Genomic DNA, 16,785 nt, shown 5'->3' with positions numbered 1-16,785 from the left:
CCGCCCGGCGATCCGTCACCGCGGGCACGCAGAAAAATTGCCGAACCGCTGCGCCACCGCCGAGGCCGGGAATGTGCGCACCAGCGACTGCGCCGCGCTCACCGCCGCCGCCTCGTCGCCGAGCCGGCACATCGCGTCGACCCGGGCCGCCTCGCGCACGTCGACCAGCGTCCCGCCCGGGAACCGCTGCGCGTGCCCGGCCGCGGCCTCCAGCGCCCCCGCGGGATCGCCGGCGGCCAGCCGCGCGTGCACGCGATCGATCGCCGCCACCTCCTCGGCCAGCCGCGCGCTCGCGTCGCCGGCCGCCGCCGCCTCCACGGCTGGCTTTTTGACCATGTCCTTCGGGACCTGTACCGGAGCGACAGGCGGCTCCGCCGGCGGCGGCGCGGCCTCGGCCGCCGGCGGACCTGCGATCGCCGGCACCACCGGCGCGCCGGCGACCGGCTGCGGGCGTTCGGCCGCGCGGGCCGGCTCGCGCGCGACCACCAGCCCGACCGCCGCCACCGCGGCCACGATCATCGTCGTCGCCGCCGCGGTCTGGGTCGACACCCACGCCGTGAGCCCCGCGGCCGCGCTCGGCTTGCCGAACACCGGCAGCAACAGGCCCCAGGTGCGCGTCTCGGCCTCGCGCGGCGGCGCCTGGCGCTGTCGTGTCGCCTCGCACAGCCGCTCGAGGCGGTCGTCGGCGACCAGCGCCTGCAGCTGCTGCCGCGCCAGTCGCAGCCGCGAGTAGACCGTGTTGAGCGGCAGCCCCAGCTCCGACGCGATCTCCGGCGCGCTCATCCCCAGCAGCTCGGTCATCTCCCACACCGCGCGGTTGCCGTCGTTCAGCTGGCCGAGCATGCGCGTCAGCAGCTGCGCGTCGTCGTGGCGCTGCTGCGGCGTCGCGGCCGACGGTCGCGCCAGTTCGGCGAACGCCGCGTGCCGGCGGGCCAGCCGGGCCGCGCCGCGGCGGTGGCGGAAGGCCACCCGCCGGGTCACCCCGAACAGCCACGCCCGCGGCGACACCTCGAAGTGCAGCTGCTCGAGCCGGCGGTAGGCCGTCAGGAACACCTCCTGCACGACATCGTCCTCCGCGCCGGACGGCACCCCGAAGTGCTGCGCCGCCGACCACACGAACGCGAACTCGCCGCGGAACAGGTCGTGAAAGCGCCGCAGGTGCGGGTCGTCCGGAGGAGCGGTTTCGAGCGGGGTCATCGCGGGCCCATCAGGTACCCACGATTCTCCGCCTTCTCGCCGATCCGTCACCAGGGATCGCGAAGACGAATTTCGACCCCGAGCAGCAGCCGGCCGGACACCGGACCCGGCAGCCACAGCTCCTCCGAGCTCGTCGCGTTGCTGAGCTCGAAGCGCGGGCGCACCGGCGTCAGCGCCATCTGCACCGCCCCCCACACGCCCAGACGCGGCCCCGCGTGCCACACGACCCCGGCCCCGAGCACCCCGCCCAGCCAGCCCTGGAAGGCCGCCCGGCCCGACGGCGGGCCGCGCGCCTCCCCGCGCATCGCCCCCGCCTCGAGCCCCACGCACACCGGCACCTCGAGCGCGCCCCGGCCCAGCCGCGCGCACCCGTGCACCGCCCCCGCGGCCAGCGCGACCCGCACCGTCGTCGCCACGTGCGGCACCTCCCGCTCCTGCGGCACCACGTACAGCCCCTGCAGTTCGAGCCGCCAGCGCGGCCACAGCAGCCCGCCTGCGAGCCCCACCGCCCCCGTGACCCGCGGCACCGCCCCGATCTCGCCGCCCCCGTGCGCGCGCACGAAGCCACCTGGCCCTTTGGACCTGCGCGGAGGGACAGGCTCACTCGGCGGAGCGATCGGCTCGATCGGCGCGATCGGCTCCGCCAGCGGCTCGGACGGCTCCGGCTCGGGCGCGACCGCAGGCGCGGCCGCCTCGGTGGGGACCGGCTCGGGCGCGGGCGCGACCGCCTCGGCCGGCGCGGGCTCGGGCACCCCCGCGGCCGGCTCGACGGCCGCGGCGACCAGCACCGCGACCACATCGGCCAGGGCCGCGCACGACGGGTCGCTCACCTCGCGCGTCTCGCCGCGCTCGCCGGCGCTCAGCCGCAGCCGCAGCGTGAACCCTCGTCCCCCGTCGCGGACCACCCGCGCCTCGACCTCGGCCTCCTCGGCCGTCAGCGGCCGCCCCAGCCGCCGCGCGATCGCCGTGAGCACCGCCTCGCGGTCCGGGCACTCCTTCGGCGCCGCCCACTCGATCGCTACCTCCGGCGGCGCGGGCACCTGCACCGCGCCGAGCAACGGCGCGAAGGCGAAGCGCGCGAGCATCGTGGGCCCGAGGATACCACGCGCCGGCCGCCCGGCGAGCGCCGGACCGTGGACCGACGCCGCCGTCCGCGGGGCGCCGCCGACCGCGATCGGCCACGCCTGAACATGACCCATCCGACATGTTCTTCGAGTCCTCGAGCGATGACCCGAAGGACATGCGACAGCCTCGCGCTCCCCGCCGCCGCACCGAGCACAGCAGCAGCAGTCGCCCGCCGGTGCTGATATTCAGACTCCCTGAAGATCGGATTGAACATAGCCGCGATGCGAAGACCCCCGCGCGCCCCGTCGTGTCCCCCTCGTCGCAATGCCGGCACCGAGCGCGGTGCTGCGGCCTCTCGGCGACACGGTCATCGCCCGTCGCCGCGTGAACGGAGACATCGCGGCGTGAACCTCGAGGCCCGGCTCATGTCCGCGCACGCCACGCGTCCTCGCCTCCGTCCGGCGTCGCTGCCGCCCTGCGAACTGATATCCTCGCTGCATGAGCTTCGAGGCCCGGCTCATCCCCCACCGCTCGACCTGGGACACCATTCGTCTCACCTGCGGTCCGTTCCTGGCCGCGATCCTGATCGTGATGCTGGCCCTGGCGCTCGAGAGCGCCGCCCCGGCCGCCGCCGAGGCGCTCGTGTCGGTCTCCGCCGTCGTGTTCGTCGTCGGCCTGCTCTACCTCGGCTTCGCCTGGCGGCGCGGTCCGAGGATCGCCGTGACCGACGGCGCGCTCGCCCTCGCGGCCCGGCGCGCCCCCGTCGCCGAGCTCCGCGCCAGCGTCGGTCAATACGTGTTCCAGTCGCGGTCCCGCTCCGCCAGCGGCCGCTTCTGGCTGCCCCTGCTGAGCCTGCGCTTCCCCGACGGCGCCGAGGTGCGCATCGTCTGCCTCTCCGGCGGCGCCCGGGCGGAGGGCCGCAAGACCTCCCCCGCGCCGCACTACGGCCTCCAGCCGCACGAATGGGAGCACCTCGCCACGACCCTCGACGCCAGGCCAGGATGACGCCTCGGCGCCAGCGCCCAGACGGGCAATCGCGCCAGGTCGACCTGCGGATGGATGAACCAGCAATCCTCATCATCGATCGCCAGCGCCTCGGACCGATCGACGATGGCATCATGCAATTCGTCGCCGCGCAGCGAACCGCGGGTCACGACGCGGCGACGGCGTGCGTCCGGTCGGCCTCGGCCAACGGATGCGGAGCTCGACGATCCGGCGCTTCATCGCGTGGCGTCACCGCACCGGCATCTCGTCGGGCCACAGCTCGGGGCGCGGAGGCTCGTCGACGAGTGCCATCGGATCGACGCCGGACGCGAACCTCCGCACGAGTGAGGCCGGACAGCGGCCCTGGTAAGTGAGCCGCTCCATGGCTCCCGGCTCCGACGAGCGTTCGATGGCGACGAGACGACCCTGATCGTCGTAGTGGTAGGAATTCTCGACGCCGCGCGTCGCCGAGACGAGGCGCCCCGCCTGGTCGTGCTCGAATCTTCCCGGGTGGCCGGCGTCGCACACGTACGTCCTCAGGCGTCCGCCCCGTTCGTAGGTGAATCGGCACCGGCTGGCGTGGCACGGCGAACCGGGGACGCAGACTTCGACCGGCACCTCGACGCTCGCCAGTCGGCCCTCGTCGTCGTGGCCGTAGCGCCACGTCGCAGGGCCAGCGCCGGCGGTCACGACGGCGCTGGCGAGCGCCCCGTCGAAGAAGCCGTAGGTGTACTCCGTGGTCTCGCCGTCTGCGCGGTGATGCATGCGCACCAGGTCCGCATCCCTCGTGACCTCGAGGAGCTCGTCGACCCGAGGCCTGCGCTGGTCGGGGCGACCCGTGGCGGACGATGAGCTCCAGCGATTCGTCGTCCGCAAGATGGAGGACGGGCGCCCCGCGCCGTCGTAACGATAGTAGGTCCGGACCACCAGCCGAAGAGGGGTCGTGTCGCGCGCGGGCGCACGACCGCTCGCCGCGCGCACGAACTCCTGATGCGCGCTCAGGGGCAATTCGCCGGCGCGCTCACGTAGGCCTGGCCCAGCTCCGTCAGTTCGCCCGACGCGCCGAGCAGGTCGATGGCCGGCTGCGGGTCGAAGCGGCCGGCGAACCACGAGTAGCGGAACACCGCCGGCTCGTTCTCGAGGTAATCGAGCGCCTCCTCCATGTACGCCAGCTGCACCGGCACCGACACGTCCATCGCGTCGAGGCAGGAGAACTCGGTCAGCCAGATCGGCCGCTCGTATTGCTTCATCTGCTCGATGTAGCCCGACAGCGCGTCGCGGTGGCACGCGTACCAGTGGACCGCCAGGTGGTCGACCCGGCAGCCCTGGCAGGCCGCGAAGAACTCGTCGAACCACTCGAACGGGTTCGTCTTGTTGCACGACCCGCCGCAGTAGTTCAGCGCCGGCGACACGATCTCGAGCCCGTGCGCATCGGCCACCGCCTCGACCTGCGGCCACAACGCGGCCGCCTCTTGCGGCGTCAGGTTGGCCTGGCTGCCGAAATTCGGCTCGTTGAAGGCCAGCAGATAGCGCGCGCCGGCCGGGATCTCCTGCATCTGCTCGAGCGAGGCCGCGCCCCACAACATCGGCACGAACTCGACCCCGATCTCCTGATACGAGTCGCGCACCCCCTCGTCGGGCGGGACCGTCCAGTTGTACCACCACGACACCGCCGGCGCGAGCGCGCTCAGGTCCGCCGCGGAATGATAGCCGTACGCGACGCCGCGCTTGCACGACGACGCCGGCGGGTCCCCCGAATCGGTGGCCGTCCCCGCCTCGCTGTCCGTGCCGGGCGCCGTGTCCGTCGCGTCCACGCCGCCCGACGTCGTCGGCGTCGTCGCGGAGCCGTCCGCGTCACCGCTGTCCGTCGCCGTGGCGGCGCCCGTCTCGGTCTCGCCGCTGCCGGGCTCCGGCGAGCAGCCGACCACCGCCGCGATCGACCAAAAACAATGAAGATACGACAATCGCATGGTGTTCACTTTGGCAGACGCAGCCCCAGCGCGCCCTCGACGGTGGCTTGCGCGATCGACCCCGGCAAGCCCGGCAGCAGCGGCGCGAGCGCGGCCGGGACCTGGTCGGGGTGCACGACGGCGAGTTGCACCGTGCGGGCGCTCGTGTCCAGCAGGATGATGAAGTAGCGATAGCCCGCGAACGGCCGGCGGAACGCCGCCCCCGGCCCGCCGTCCGGCGTGGCGATCGCCCCCTGCGCGGCCTCGACGTTCTCGCCCTTGTCGATGAGGTCGACCTCCGGCTGGAGCTGCGAGACGTCGCATTGATCGCCGCACGGCCCCTCGCCGACGTAGCCGGCGTAGCCGAAGAAGTTGGTGCTGAACACGCCGAAGTTCTGGTACTGATTGTTGTCGTTGACGACCTCGAACACGTTGAACTGCCCGCAGCCGTCGCCGAGGTACCACTCGTCCGGGTTCTTCGCGTAGCACTGGCAATTCGAGAACGCCCCCGCGCGCACCAGCTCGCCGAGGCTGAGGCCGATCCAAGGCGCGTTGTACCAGTTGCCGTCGGCGTCGTCGGAGCACGGCTCGCCGACCTCCTCGGCGTCGGGCATCCGCGCCAGCAATACGAACAGCTTCGACCCGGCCCACCCGTGATACTCTGCGTCGTCCCCCGCCGGGCAGAACGGCGAGCTGCCGTCGCCGCACGCGAACGGCGTCGCGGTCGAGACATTGACCAGACATTCGGTGCCGACAATCCCGAGGAACCCCTCCGACTCGGTGTCGTTGCCCTTGAACGCCAGCCCCTGCCCCTCCGCCGGCCAGCGCTCGTCCCAGCCCGACACCAGCGACCATTGCCCCGGGTCGCCGCTCGCCGGTTGATACGCCGCGAATTGCTTGAGCTGCAGCGGCCCGCGCAGCGTCAAGATCAGGTCCTCGTCCCACGGCGTCAACTGGTCGCCCGTCACCTCGTGCTGGGCCAGACAGCAGCCGTCGGCCTCGTACGCGTCGCACGGGCCGACCGCAGGATCGCGCCGACTGGGGTACCAGCCGGGTGCGCCGATCTCCTGAAACGTGATCGTGCCGCCGTGCGAGGGCGCGTCGAGCTCGTCGGGATCGAACTCTGCCGGACCCAGCCCACCACCGCCGGTCGGGTCATTGGCGGTGTCCGACCCGGTGGTCGGGTTCTCGCCGGTGGGGTCGGCACCACCCGTCGGATCGACGCTGCTCGTCGGTCCGGGGGGATCGTCGTCGGTCGTCGGCCCCGGCCCCGTCGGCTCCTGCCCCGTCGGCTCCTGCCCCGTCGGCCCCTCGCTGGCGCCGGCCGTCGCGGCGCCGTCGGTGGACGAGCCGGGGCCGGAGCCCGCGCACGCGGCGAACCACGCCAGCGCGACCACAGCGCGAAATGACCATCTCCGCCGCATCCTCGACCTCCCGAACGGAGGCTCACCCTACCGCAACCACGCCGGCGAGGAAAGCACCTGGCGCGTCTTCACAATCGACCGAGCGCCCGAATGCAGCGCGTAGGGGTGCGGCGCGTCCTCATCCCCGCTTGCCGAGGGCCGGCGTCGCGGCGACATGAGCCGGCGCCCGACAGGGGCTCCACGAGGCGCGACCGCGCATTGCCGCGAGTGTCCGGCGAGGCAATGACAACAGTCGCCGCGACCGCGTTCATCGCTCGCTCGCCGCGAGGATGCCCCCCGGCGTCGCGGGCAGCCGCGCCGCCCCGAGCGGCGCCCCGACCACGATCGCGTCGGCCCCATCGGCGCTGAACGCCAGCGCCGCCGGTGCGCCGCCGTGGAGCCGCGCCAGCGCGCCGACGAAGGCGCCGTCGCGGGCGTCCCACAGCCCGACCTCGCCGTCGAGGTCGGCCGCCAGCACGCGCGCGCCGTCGGGCGAGAACACCGGCACGGGCGCGGCGGCCCAGTTGCGTCGCCCCTCCAGTCGCAGCACCGGCGACAGATCGGCGGCGGACCACAGCCGCGCCGAATGGCCGTTGTCGAGGGTCAAGATCGTATCGTCGTCGGGCGAGAACGTGGCCGACAGGATCATCGCCGAATTGCCGGTCAGCTCGGCCAGCGTCTCGCCGGTCCGCGCGTCCCACGACGTCGCGTCGCCGCGCCACCCGTGGGCGAACACCTGCGAGCCGTCGCCGGCGAACGCGAACCGCAAGATCGGGCTCTTCATGCCGCTGAACAGCACCGCGTACCCGGGCGACCACGGGTCGATCCGCGCCAGCCGCTCGAGCCCGGCGGGCACCACGACGTGCCCGTCGGGCGTCCCGCGGACATCGCCGTAGGGCATCCGCGGACCGTGCAATGTGTGTACCCCGCGGCAATCGCGGGTCGACCACAGCTGCACCGCGCCGTCGCCGTCCACGGTCACGAGCGCCGGGCTGTCGACGACGAACACCGGCCGCTGGTCGAGCGCGACGCGGCTCGGCAGGTTGCAGCGGAGCGCCCCGCTGTCGGCCTCCCACAGCTGGGCGAACCCCTCGTCGGTGGCCGTGAACAGGGTCCCCTGCCCCGACAGCTCGACCTGCGCATACGTCGACCCGTCCGGCCGCAGCCCGGCGATCGCCGCGCCGTCGACGATTCGATGCACCGTCACGCCGCCCGCCTCGGCGACCACCAGTCGATCGCTCGCGACATCGATATCCATCGCCGACGGCGAGCCGGCCGCGCGCCAGCGCGGAGGGACGCCGATCGGCAATTCCCACACCGACGTCGGCCCCGCGGCGGTGCCGCTGAGGATCCGGCGCCCGTCCGGCGAGAACAGCACCCACATCACCTCGCCGTGCTCGGCCCGCAGCGTCGCCCGCAACGCCCCGCTCGCGACCTCCCACACGCGCACCGTCCCATCCGTCGCGCCGACCGCCAGCCAACGCCCGTCGCGCGACAGATCGGCGGCGGTGAACGCCCCGGCCTCGCCGTCGACGCGGCGGATCAGCCGCCCATCCGCGGTGTCCCACACGAACCACGAGCCGTTCATGATCGCCGAGACCAGCCGCGTGCCGTCGGGCGAGAACATCAGCCGCTCCGCCGCGTGCCCCGGTCCGGCCGCGCGCTTGGTCAGCCGCGGCCGTTTGCCCCGCAGATCCCACATGTACACGTCCTGGTCGTTGCCGCCGACCGCCACGCGGGTGCCGTCGTCGCTGATCGCCACCGCCGTGTAGCCGAACATCGCCGTGCGAAGATCGCCGAGCAGCTCGCCGCCCGGCAGCGACCACAACCACGCGTAGCCGTTGCCGCCGGTGATCACGCGCGAGTGGTCGCGCGAGAACGCGGCCACCTGCGCCTCGCCGGGCAACCTCGCCACCAGCGCGCCGGTGTTCGCGTCGCGCACGTGGACCCCGCCGTCGACGCCCACGGCGACCCTTTGCCCGTCGGGCGACAGCGCGATCCACCGCCCCTCGTCGCCCAGCGCCGCCGTCACCGCCCCGGTGCGGACGTCGCGGCGCACGAGCCCCTCGGGACCCACCGTGAGCAACGTGCCCCCGGCAGGATCGACCGCGAGCCCGAACGCCCGCTCGACCTCGGCGATCCGCTGCCCGCTCGCCGCGTCCCACAGCCGCAGCCGCTCGCGCCTGTCGTGGGTCGCGATGACGGCGCCGTCGGCCAGCCAGTGGGCCGCGTCCACGTAGTCGCCGTCGGTCTCGCCGACGGTCGCCACGATCCGCGGCGCCGTCAGCGTCGCCGCCAGCGCGCGGGTCGCCGCCGCGACCGGCCCGCCGGTGCGCAGCGCCTCGGTGGTGGCGGCCCGCGCGATCGCCTGCGCCTCCGCGATCCGATCGCCCTCCTCCGTCAACACCTGCGCGCGCACGATCGACGCGTCGAGCCGCTGCGCGTCGACGATCGCCTGCCGCTCGAAGGCGCTCCGCGCCGCCTTCTCCGCCTGCACGCTCGCCTCGCGCTCGGCCTCCTCCGTGCGCGCGCGCTCGGCCGCCCGCACCCGCGCCTGCTCGATCGCCTGCCAGGTGAACACCGCCGCGGCCGTGATCGCCAGCCCCGACGCGACCACCGCCGCGCGATGCGTCCGGGCCCACAGGCGCGCCCGCTCCGCCAGCGAGTACGCGTGCGCCGCGACCATCCGCCCGGCCTGGAAGCGCCGCAGGTCTTCCGCGAACGCGCCCGCGTCCGCGTAGCGGTCCTTCGGCGCGCGGGCCATCGCTCGCTGGCTGATCGTCGCCAGCTCGGCCGGGATCGCCGGGTCGATCCGCCGCAGCTCGGTGAACCCGCCCGCCAGCACCTGCGCCGCCAGGTTCGTCCCCGTCGCCGCCGCGAATGGCGGCTGCCCGGCGAGCACGTGGTAGAGGATCGCCCCGAGCGCGTAGACGTCGGAGCGCACGTCGACCGCCTCGCCCACCGCCTGCTCGGGCGGCATGTAGCGCAGCGTCCCCAGCACCGTGCCCGCCTGCGTCATGTCCGATACGCCATGCTCCTTGGAGCATGTCTCATCGGACATCTCATCCGCGTCGCCCCGGGCCAGGTCCTTGGCCAGGCCCCAGTCGATCACCACCGTCTCGCCGAAGCGGCCGACCAGCACGTTGGCCGGCTTGAGGTCGCGGTGCAGCACCTTCTGGGCGTGCGCGTACGCGATCGCGTCGGCGACCGCGATCACGTGCTCGACCAGGCGCAACCGCTGCGGCAGCGTCTGCGCCCGCTGGATCTTCGCGTCGAGGCTCTCGCCGTCGACCAGCTTCATGCAGTAGAACGGCTCGCCCGTGTCGCGCCAGCCGAGGTCGTAGAGCGGCACGATGCCCGGGTGCTGCAGGCGGGCCGTGATCGCCGCCTCGAGCGCGAACCGCCGCTGCGCGTCCGGGCTGTCGCGCAGCAGCTCCTTGACCGCGATCACCCGCCCGAGGCGCCGGTCCTCCGCGCGGCGGATGACCCCGATCCCCCCGGACGCCATCGGCTCGCGGAACACGTAGCGCCGCTCGTCGGGCACGCGGGGCCTGGCCGCGACCTCCGCCGGCCCGCCGTCCTCGCCGTCCTCCTCGTCGATCGTGGCGGTCTCGCCGGCGAGCGCGGGCACGCGGGCGAGCAGGCGGTCGCGGGCACGGCGGACGATGTCGGTGGGCGGGGCCAGGTGGGGTGCGGGCATGGCGAAGTCCTCGCCGGTGACGTGTCCGCAGCCAGTATTTCTGATCCCCGTCGCCCGCGTCTCGCCCGATCGGCGTCACCGCTCGGGCTCGCGCACCCGGCCGAGGTGCGCCTGCAGCTTGCCGGAGATGCTCTGCATGCAGCTGTCGAGCCCCTGCACGCTCGCGTCGCGCAGCGCCGGATCGGCCACGAGGCGCGCCACTTCCTCCCGCAGGCGGGCGCGCGCGCGTTGCAGGCGGCGCGCCACCGTCGGCTGCGGCACCTCGAACAGCGCCGCCAGCTCCGCCTGCGTCAGCCCCTCCCAGTCCTTGAGCTCGACGAGGATCTGCTCGTCGAGGGGCAGCGATCGCAGCGCCTGGACCACGATGTACTCGAGCTCGCGGTCGGCGAACAGCGCCGACACCGAGCCCTCGGTCGCCGGATCGATCGCGCTGTCCTCGGCCGGCTCGAAGCGCTTGCCGTGGCGCTGCCGCTTGCGGATGTACGCCACCAGGACGAACCGGGCGATCCCGTAGACATAGGCGCGGAACGGGCTGTCGCCGCGGAACGCGTCGCGCCGGCGGACCACCACCTCGAATGTCTCCTGGGCCAGGTCTTCGCAGGCCAGCGGAACGACCTTGCTGTAGAAGAAGCGGTAGATCGCCGCGTAGTAGCGGGTGATGAGCTGGCGCCCCGCCGCGACGTCGCCGTCGCGCCATGCCTCGAGGAGCGCTCGTTCGTCCACGCCCGAAGTGTAGCGTCGCCACCGCCGCGACGCGAACGGCCCGCCGCGCTCGTCCGCCGTGGCGCGCCACCCCCGGGTCCGCGCGGTCGCTACGCCCGGCGCTGCCCGCAGGTGCGGATCGCAGCCGCCAGCGCGTCGGCCACCGTGGCGAAGGTCGCCACGCGAGGCGCCGCTCCGTGCGACACGAGCGCGTCGGCCACCCCCGGCTGCACCCCGCTGACGAAGCAATGCACCCCGAGCAGGCGCACCGCGTGGAACACCCCGTGCAGCCGCTCCGCGGCCGTCACCTCGATCGACTCGAGCCCCGTCATGTCGAGGATCGCCACGCGCGCGCGCGTCTCGCAGATCGCCTCGAGCAGCTTCTCGCACACGTGCGCGATCTGCTGCTCCTCGAGCGCCCCGGTGATCGGCACCGTCAGCACGTCGCGCCACACCTGCAGCACCGGCGCCGACAGCCGGAGGATCTGCACCCGCTGGCGCTCGATCTCCTCGACGCGTTGTTGCAGCACCGTGTTGCTCTGCTCGAGCGCGGCGGCTCGCGCGGCCGCCACGTTGCCGAGGTGCTCGCGCTCCCGCGTCACCAGGCTCTCGAGCACCGGTACCACCATTCGCTGGAAATGGCGCGCCAGCGCCACCAGCCGCGGCGAGAAGGCCGCCGCGCGCGCGTGGACCCCGAGCAGGATCGTCGCCCCGCGGCTCGTCCGCAGCGGCAGCATCAGCGCCGCACAGACCTCCGGCGCCCGCGCCAGGCCCTCCAGGTCGGGCACCCGCGCCACGTCGAAGACCGCGACCACCTCGCCCTGCTCGACCCGTTGCAGCAGCTTCCCGACCGCCAGCTCGACCTCGGCCAGCGCCGCCGTCGTCGTCGTCGTCGCGCGGTACCCGGCCGTGTCCGGCGACAGCACAGCGCCGGCCTCGTAGCCGAACACCGGCGCCAGCGCGGCGAGCAGCGCCGATTCGGCGTCCGCCAGCGACCGCGCCGTCGCGGCCGCGCCCACGCCTGCCAGCATTCCCTCGGCCTCGCGGCGCGACTCACGTTCGCGGTGCAGCGTCTGCTCGAGGTGCGCGACCGTCTCGCGCAGCAGTTCGTCGGCGTTCGACAACATCACTCCCGTGAACGGACCAGCAGCGTGACGGAGATCATGAGATTCGCGTGGCGGTTCTCGCCGCCGGCGAAGCACCCCTGTTCGCCGAACGTCAGGCAGCCGACGAACGGCGTCGCGCCGAGCACCGCCTGCACCCCGGCCGCGACCTCCTCGAGGCGTTCTCGCACCGCCAGCATGCACCCCGCGCACAGCACCACCAGCGCGCCGGCGACCTCCTGCGGGCCCACGCCGGCCAGCTCGAGGGCGTCGGCCGCGACCCGCCCCGCGCGCGTCACCAGGGCCTCGAAGGTCCCCTGCATCAGCACCAATTCGTCGCCGGCCTCGAAGCGGGCGAACAGCTCGAGCGCCCCGTCCTTGGCGACCACCGCCGGGTGGGCGAGGCGATAATACGCCACCTCGCCGATCCCGCCGACGCGCCGGCCCAGCGGGAACAGCGTCGAATCGGCCAGCACATTGCCGCCGCCGAGCGCCCCTGCGATCGCGCCGCCGGTCCATCGATCGTACACCGTCGCCGCCGGCGCCCCGTCGATCTCGAGGATCGTCCGTTCGTGCGCCCGCGTCACCCGCCCGCCGATCGCCGTCGGCGTGTATCCGCTCTGGAACGACGACGCCACGCGCCCCGACGGATACAGCGCGCTCACCACCACCGCGGCCGCGTGCGCCTCGGTGCGGGTCAGCTGATACCATTGCCCCGCGATCGTGTCGTCCGCCGCGCTGCCGCCGACCACCGGCACGTCCGGCCCGAGGATCGCCTCGATCCCGGCGATGCACGCCTCCTCGTGCCCCGGCGCCGCCGTCATCCACACCAGCATCGGCACCTCGCCGGGCCGCCCCGCCGCCTCCATCGCCGCCAGCACCGCGCGGCCGGCCGCCTCCCGCGGGTCCTCCCCCAGCGCCGCCGACCCCACGCCGTAGGCGCCCCCCGGATCGCGGACCCCGAACAGCGCCAGCCCCCCGTGCAGCCCCGCGTCGGTCATCACCACCGCGCACGAGCTGCTGCCGTGCACCGCCCGCGGCCCGAGCTCCGACAGCGCCCGCTGCAGCGCCTCGCCCGGGTGCGCCACCGTCGATTGCACGAACAACCAATCCGGCGCCCCGCCCAGCGCCGCCACCACGCTCGCGTATGCATCTCGGGCCGCTTGCGAGGTATCTCGTTCGGTGCTGTGAGCAGTCGCCACGCGCATGGCGCCGACGTTACTACAGAACCACACTGCCGCGGCCGCCGGGCAACGCCCCCGGCGCAGGAAACTTCGGTGTACGCACGTCTCGCACGAGTCGCGTCGACCTCGTACCACCGCGTCCAGAGAGCCCCACGAATCGTCGTCCTCGGCGGTGCCCGTCGCCTCGTCCGAATCGCAGGCAGCAGTCCATTTCCGGCGCCTGCCGCGCCGTACCGACGAATTCGCGCCCGCGCCGACGCGGGCCTCGACCTTGCCGAACTGCGCTCGTCGGCATGTGCAGTCGGCCTCGTGTTCACGGTGCGATGATTCACCGCCGATCTGTCCGCTCGCCCAGACTGAGGCCTCACGACCCCAGCACGATGATTCGTCCCCGAGCGAGCTCAGCCGTTCCTCGATGCGCCGGCGATCCTCGTGTGATGATTCGTTACGAGCGGCCCTCCGCGCCTGAACGCCCTGTGATGATTGCGCCGCGCTCCGCCCGTCGCAGATCCCTCTGCCATGATTCGTCCCCGAGCCGCCCATTCCGCCCGCCGATCACCCACCAGCCCGCTTGGTAGGCCCCTGGCTCCCGCCCGCGGCGGCCCACGGCACCCGCGAGGTGGCAGCCCCCGCCGCGCCTGCTAGGCTGCCGCACCCATGGCCAGCCCACGTCCCAGTCGCACCGCCTTGAAGATCGCGCGATTCATGCTCCTCATCGACGCGGTGCCGCGATTCGCAGGACTACTGCCGGTCGACGCCGCGGCCGCCGTCGAGGGCCTCCTGCGGGCCTCGGGGGCCGTGCGCCCGCGCCACATCGACATGATGCGGAGGCCCGCCACCTTTAGAATGTATCGATTCATCGAGGGCATGCTCGGCCGCGGCCAGCTGTTGTGGTTCGGCGTGCGCAAGCGCTGGATGGCCGATTCCGTCGAGTCGGCGATCGCCGCCGGCGCGACCCAGCTGCTGGTCGTCGGCGCCGGCTTCGACCCGCTCGCCGCCCTCGTCGCCCGCCGCCACCCGCACGTCACCTGCGTCGAGATCGACGCCCCCGCCACCGCCGAACCCAAGCGCGCCGGTCTGCAGGCCGCCGGCCTCGCGCGCGACAACCTGCACGTCCGCGCCGCCGACCTCGCCAGCCGCGAGCTGGCCGACATCCTGCGCGAGGCCCCGTGGCGTCCCGACGCGCGCAGCGTCGTCGTCGCCGAGGGCCTGCTGATGTACCTCGACGCCGCCGGCGTCGCCCGCTTCTTCGCCGCCGTGCACGCCACGACCGGCCCCGGCAGCCGCCTGGCCTGCTCGCTGATGGACGGCGACGCCGACGACAACCCGCACATCGGCGCGCTCGACTGGCCGATCCGGCTGGCCCTGCGGCTGGTCGGCGAACCGCTGCGCTGGGGCGTCGCGCCCGCGAAGCTGCCCGCCTTCGCCGCCGGCGCCGGCTATCGCGTGCTCGATCGGCCCGACGCCGCGGCCCTGCGCGACCGCCTGCTCGCGCCCCTCGGCCTGCGCGACGAGCCGCTGCTGCCCTACGAGCACCTCGCGCTGCTCGAGCGCGCCTGAGCATCGCAGGTCGATATCCGCCTGGGCCGGTCTCACGCGTGCTCGTCAATGACGACACCATGGTCGTACGCCAACCAATCGCGCCAGTTGCCCCGAAGGACAGGTGCCGCCGGCACACGGACCTTCGCGCGGCTCTGCGCTCCGTCGGCCGCGCGTCCGCTCCCGGACTCCGCGTGGGGCGGGCGCTCCGCGGCCGCCAGGCGCGGCTGCTGCTGCGCACGGTGCTGCGCGGAGACCCATGGCGCGCTGGGGCCTCAGTCACCCCATGCGGCCCTGACCGCACTCGCGCTCATGTAAACCCGTAGCGCGGCACCCGCCGACTACGCATCTTAAGACCTCGGCAATTCGGTGAGGATATGCCAGCTTGCGCCCCGCGCATGGACCTCGACACGACGCCCTGCACTCCCGACGACTTGTTCGTCCTCGACCGGCTGCGCACGCCGGCGTGGATCGTCGACCTCCCGCAGGCCGCGAGGTGGTGGTGCAACCGGGCCGGGCTGGCGCTGTGGAACGCGTCGTCGCTCGCGGAGTGGATCGGGCGCAACGCGAAGAACCCGCCCTCGGCGGCCACGATCACGCGCATGGAGAACCTGCGCCGCTTGTTCGCGCGCGGCGAGGTCTCGACCGAGCGCTGGACCTTCTACCCCGACGGGACCGCCCCGGTCGTCGCCGAGTGCCGCGCGTCGGGGATCCTCATCGCCGAACACCGCGGCGAGCCCGGTCGGCTGGCGATGCTCGTCGAGGCCCGCCCGCTCGGCGCCGACGAGGTCCACCCGGCCGAGCGCCGCGGCTACGAGGCGCTGCGCCACATCGGCGAGCTCGTGTCCTACTACGCCGCGACCGGCGAGGCGCTGCTGCGCAACCCGGCGGCGATCCGGGCGCTGGGTGACCCCGTCGCCGCCGGTGAGGCGCGCGATCAGCTGCTCGCCGGCTTCGTCGACCCGGCGCAGGTCGCCGAGATCCGCGCCTGCGTCGCCGCCGACTCGGTCTACCGCGCCGACGCGCTCGTCCGAACCACCGCCGGCGATTGTTGGTACGACACCGAGGCCCGCGCCGTCCTCGATCCCGTCACCGGCCAACCTGGCGTGCTCGTCACCCAGCGCGACATCGCCGACCGCCGCGCCCACGTCGAGGAGCTCGAGCGCAGCCGCGAGCTCTTGACCGCCCAGGCCGAGGAGCTGCGCAACCTCGCCGCGCCGGTGATCCGCGTCGGAGACGGCGTGCTCGCGCTCCCGCTGATCGGCAAGCTCGACCGCGAGCGGATCCAGGTCGCCCTCGCCGCGCTGCTCGAGCGCACCGTCGCCGAGCGCGTGTCTCGCGTCGTGCTCGACCTCACCGGCGCCGCCGACATCGACGACAGCGCGGCCGACGGCCTGCTCCGGCTCCTCCGCGTGCTCCGCCTCCAGGGCGTGGCCCCGGTCCTCAGCGGGATCCACCCCCGACTCGTGCACGCGATCCTCTCCGCCGGCCTCGACCTCGGCGACGCGCCCTGCTTCCAGACCCTCGAGGACGCCCTGCACGCGGTGTGACCGTGAGGACATGTCCTGACGGACATACCTTGAATGTCCGCCGCTGCCGCGCACGAGAGCCGCGGCAAAAGCTCATCGCCCCTCATTATCCGTACCCGGGTTATACGCCCGCCAGTCGAACCAGTAGTCCCAAAGGACAGGAACGGCCGGCATACAGACCTTCAAGCTCGCGTGCGGCCCCTCGACCGCGCACCCGCGGAAGTCCCACAGGCTCCCGCTCTCCGCGTCGCGCAGATGCCTTCGTGCTCCCGCCCGATCCGGCGCTGACCGACGAGCTCGCGGACATCGACACGAGCGACGAGGTGGCGCTCGCGGCGGTGCTCGCTCATCCCGACCCGCGGGCTCGAGTCGCCCTGATCGACGACTGGGGCGACGTGCTCGATGTCGAGTCGACGTGGGCGCAGCTGCT

Annotated in this window: 12 protein-coding genes; 3 read left to right on the top strand and 9 right to left on the bottom strand. The window is 73.7% G+C overall.

What is annotated here, in order from left to right; genetic code table 11:
- Positions 1–15 precede the first annotated feature (15 nt).
- Both K7C98_RS42240 and K7C98_RS42235 read right to left on the bottom strand, forming a co-directional pair.
- The gene (locus tag K7C98_RS42240; RefSeq protein ID WP_224197632.1) at positions 16–1,197 is read right to left on the bottom strand and encodes an RNA polymerase sigma factor; all 1,182 of its coding nucleotides are present in this window, start codon (positions 1,195–1,197) and stop codon (positions 16–18) included.
- A gap of 47 nt (positions 1,198–1,244) precedes the next feature.
- A complete protein-coding gene (locus tag K7C98_RS42235) occupies positions 1,245–2,282 on the bottom strand; it encodes a hypothetical protein (RefSeq protein ID WP_224197631.1) in 1,038 nt (345 codons plus the stop codon).
- A gap of 478 nt (positions 2,283–2,760) precedes the next feature.
- Between K7C98_RS42235 and K7C98_RS42230 the strand changes: the two genes are divergently transcribed.
- Positions 2,761–3,267: a hypothetical protein gene (locus K7C98_RS42230; RefSeq protein ID WP_224197630.1), complete on the top strand. Its 507-nt coding sequence runs from the start codon at positions 2,761–2,763 to the stop codon at positions 3,265–3,267.
- Between the two features lie 228 nt (positions 3,268–3,495).
- On the opposite strand, the gene K7C98_RS42225 is transcribed toward K7C98_RS42230, so the two are convergent.
- From K7C98_RS42225 to K7C98_RS42195, 7 genes are all read right to left on the bottom strand, one after another.
- Entirely contained in the window at positions 3,496–4,011 is a 516-nt protein-coding gene (locus K7C98_RS42225; protein ID WP_224197629.1) for a hypothetical protein, read from the bottom strand.
- A 233-nt stretch (positions 4,012–4,244) separates the two neighbouring features.
- On the bottom strand, positions 4,245–5,216 hold the full coding sequence (locus tag K7C98_RS42220; protein ID WP_224197628.1) for a glycoside hydrolase family protein: 972 nt from the start codon (positions 5,214–5,216) through the stop codon (positions 4,245–4,247).
- Positions 5,217–5,221: 5 nt separating this feature from the next.
- Complete coding sequence (locus K7C98_RS42215; RefSeq protein ID WP_224197627.1) at positions 5,222–6,619, bottom strand: DUF2403 domain-containing lipoprotein; 1,398 nt, start codon at positions 6,617–6,619, stop codon at positions 5,222–5,224.
- 247 nt (positions 6,620–6,866) lie between these two features.
- Positions 6,867–10,298: a WD40 repeat domain-containing serine/threonine protein kinase gene (locus tag K7C98_RS42210; RefSeq protein WP_224197626.1), complete on the bottom strand. Its 3,432-nt coding sequence runs from the start codon at positions 10,296–10,298 to the stop codon at positions 6,867–6,869.
- A gap of 75 nt (positions 10,299–10,373) precedes the next feature.
- Positions 10,374–11,021 carry an RNA polymerase sigma factor gene (locus tag K7C98_RS42205; protein WP_224197625.1) on the bottom strand — a complete coding sequence of 216 codons (648 nt, stop codon included), beginning with the start codon at positions 11,019–11,021 and terminating at the stop codon, positions 10,374–10,376.
- A gap of 89 nt (positions 11,022–11,110) precedes the next feature.
- Positions 11,111–12,127, bottom strand: coding sequence for an STAS domain-containing protein (locus tag K7C98_RS42200; protein WP_224197624.1), 1,017 nt, complete (start codon positions 12,125–12,127; stop codon positions 11,111–11,113).
- Positions 12,127–13,242 (bottom strand): FIST signal transduction protein, encoded by a 1,116-nt coding sequence (locus K7C98_RS42195; protein WP_224197623.1) that lies wholly within the window; start codon positions 13,240–13,242, stop codon positions 12,127–12,129. The genes K7C98_RS42200 and K7C98_RS42195 overlap by 1 nt, the downstream gene beginning before the upstream one ends.
- Positions 13,243–13,944: 702 nt before the next feature.
- On the opposite strand from K7C98_RS42195, the gene K7C98_RS42190 reads away from it, so the two are divergent.
- Positions 13,945–14,847 carry a class I SAM-dependent methyltransferase gene (locus K7C98_RS42190; RefSeq protein WP_224197622.1) on the top strand — a complete coding sequence of 301 codons (903 nt, stop codon included), beginning with the start codon at positions 13,945–13,947 and terminating at the stop codon, positions 14,845–14,847.
- 377 nt (positions 14,848–15,224) lie between these two features.
- Complete coding sequence (locus tag K7C98_RS42185) at positions 15,225–16,376, top strand: STAS domain-containing protein (RefSeq protein WP_224197621.1); 1,152 nt, start codon at positions 15,225–15,227, stop codon at positions 16,374–16,376.
- The last annotated feature ends 409 nt before the right edge of the window (positions 16,377–16,785 follow it).

It is taken from the genome of Nannocystis pusilla (assembly GCF_020073745.1).
Lineage (GTDB): Bacteria > Myxococcota_A > Polyangia > Nannocystales > Nannocystaceae > Nannocystis > Nannocystis radixulma.
The sequence above is the reverse complement of the archived record's forward strand: the minus strand, read 5'-3'. Positions and strand labels throughout refer to the sequence as shown.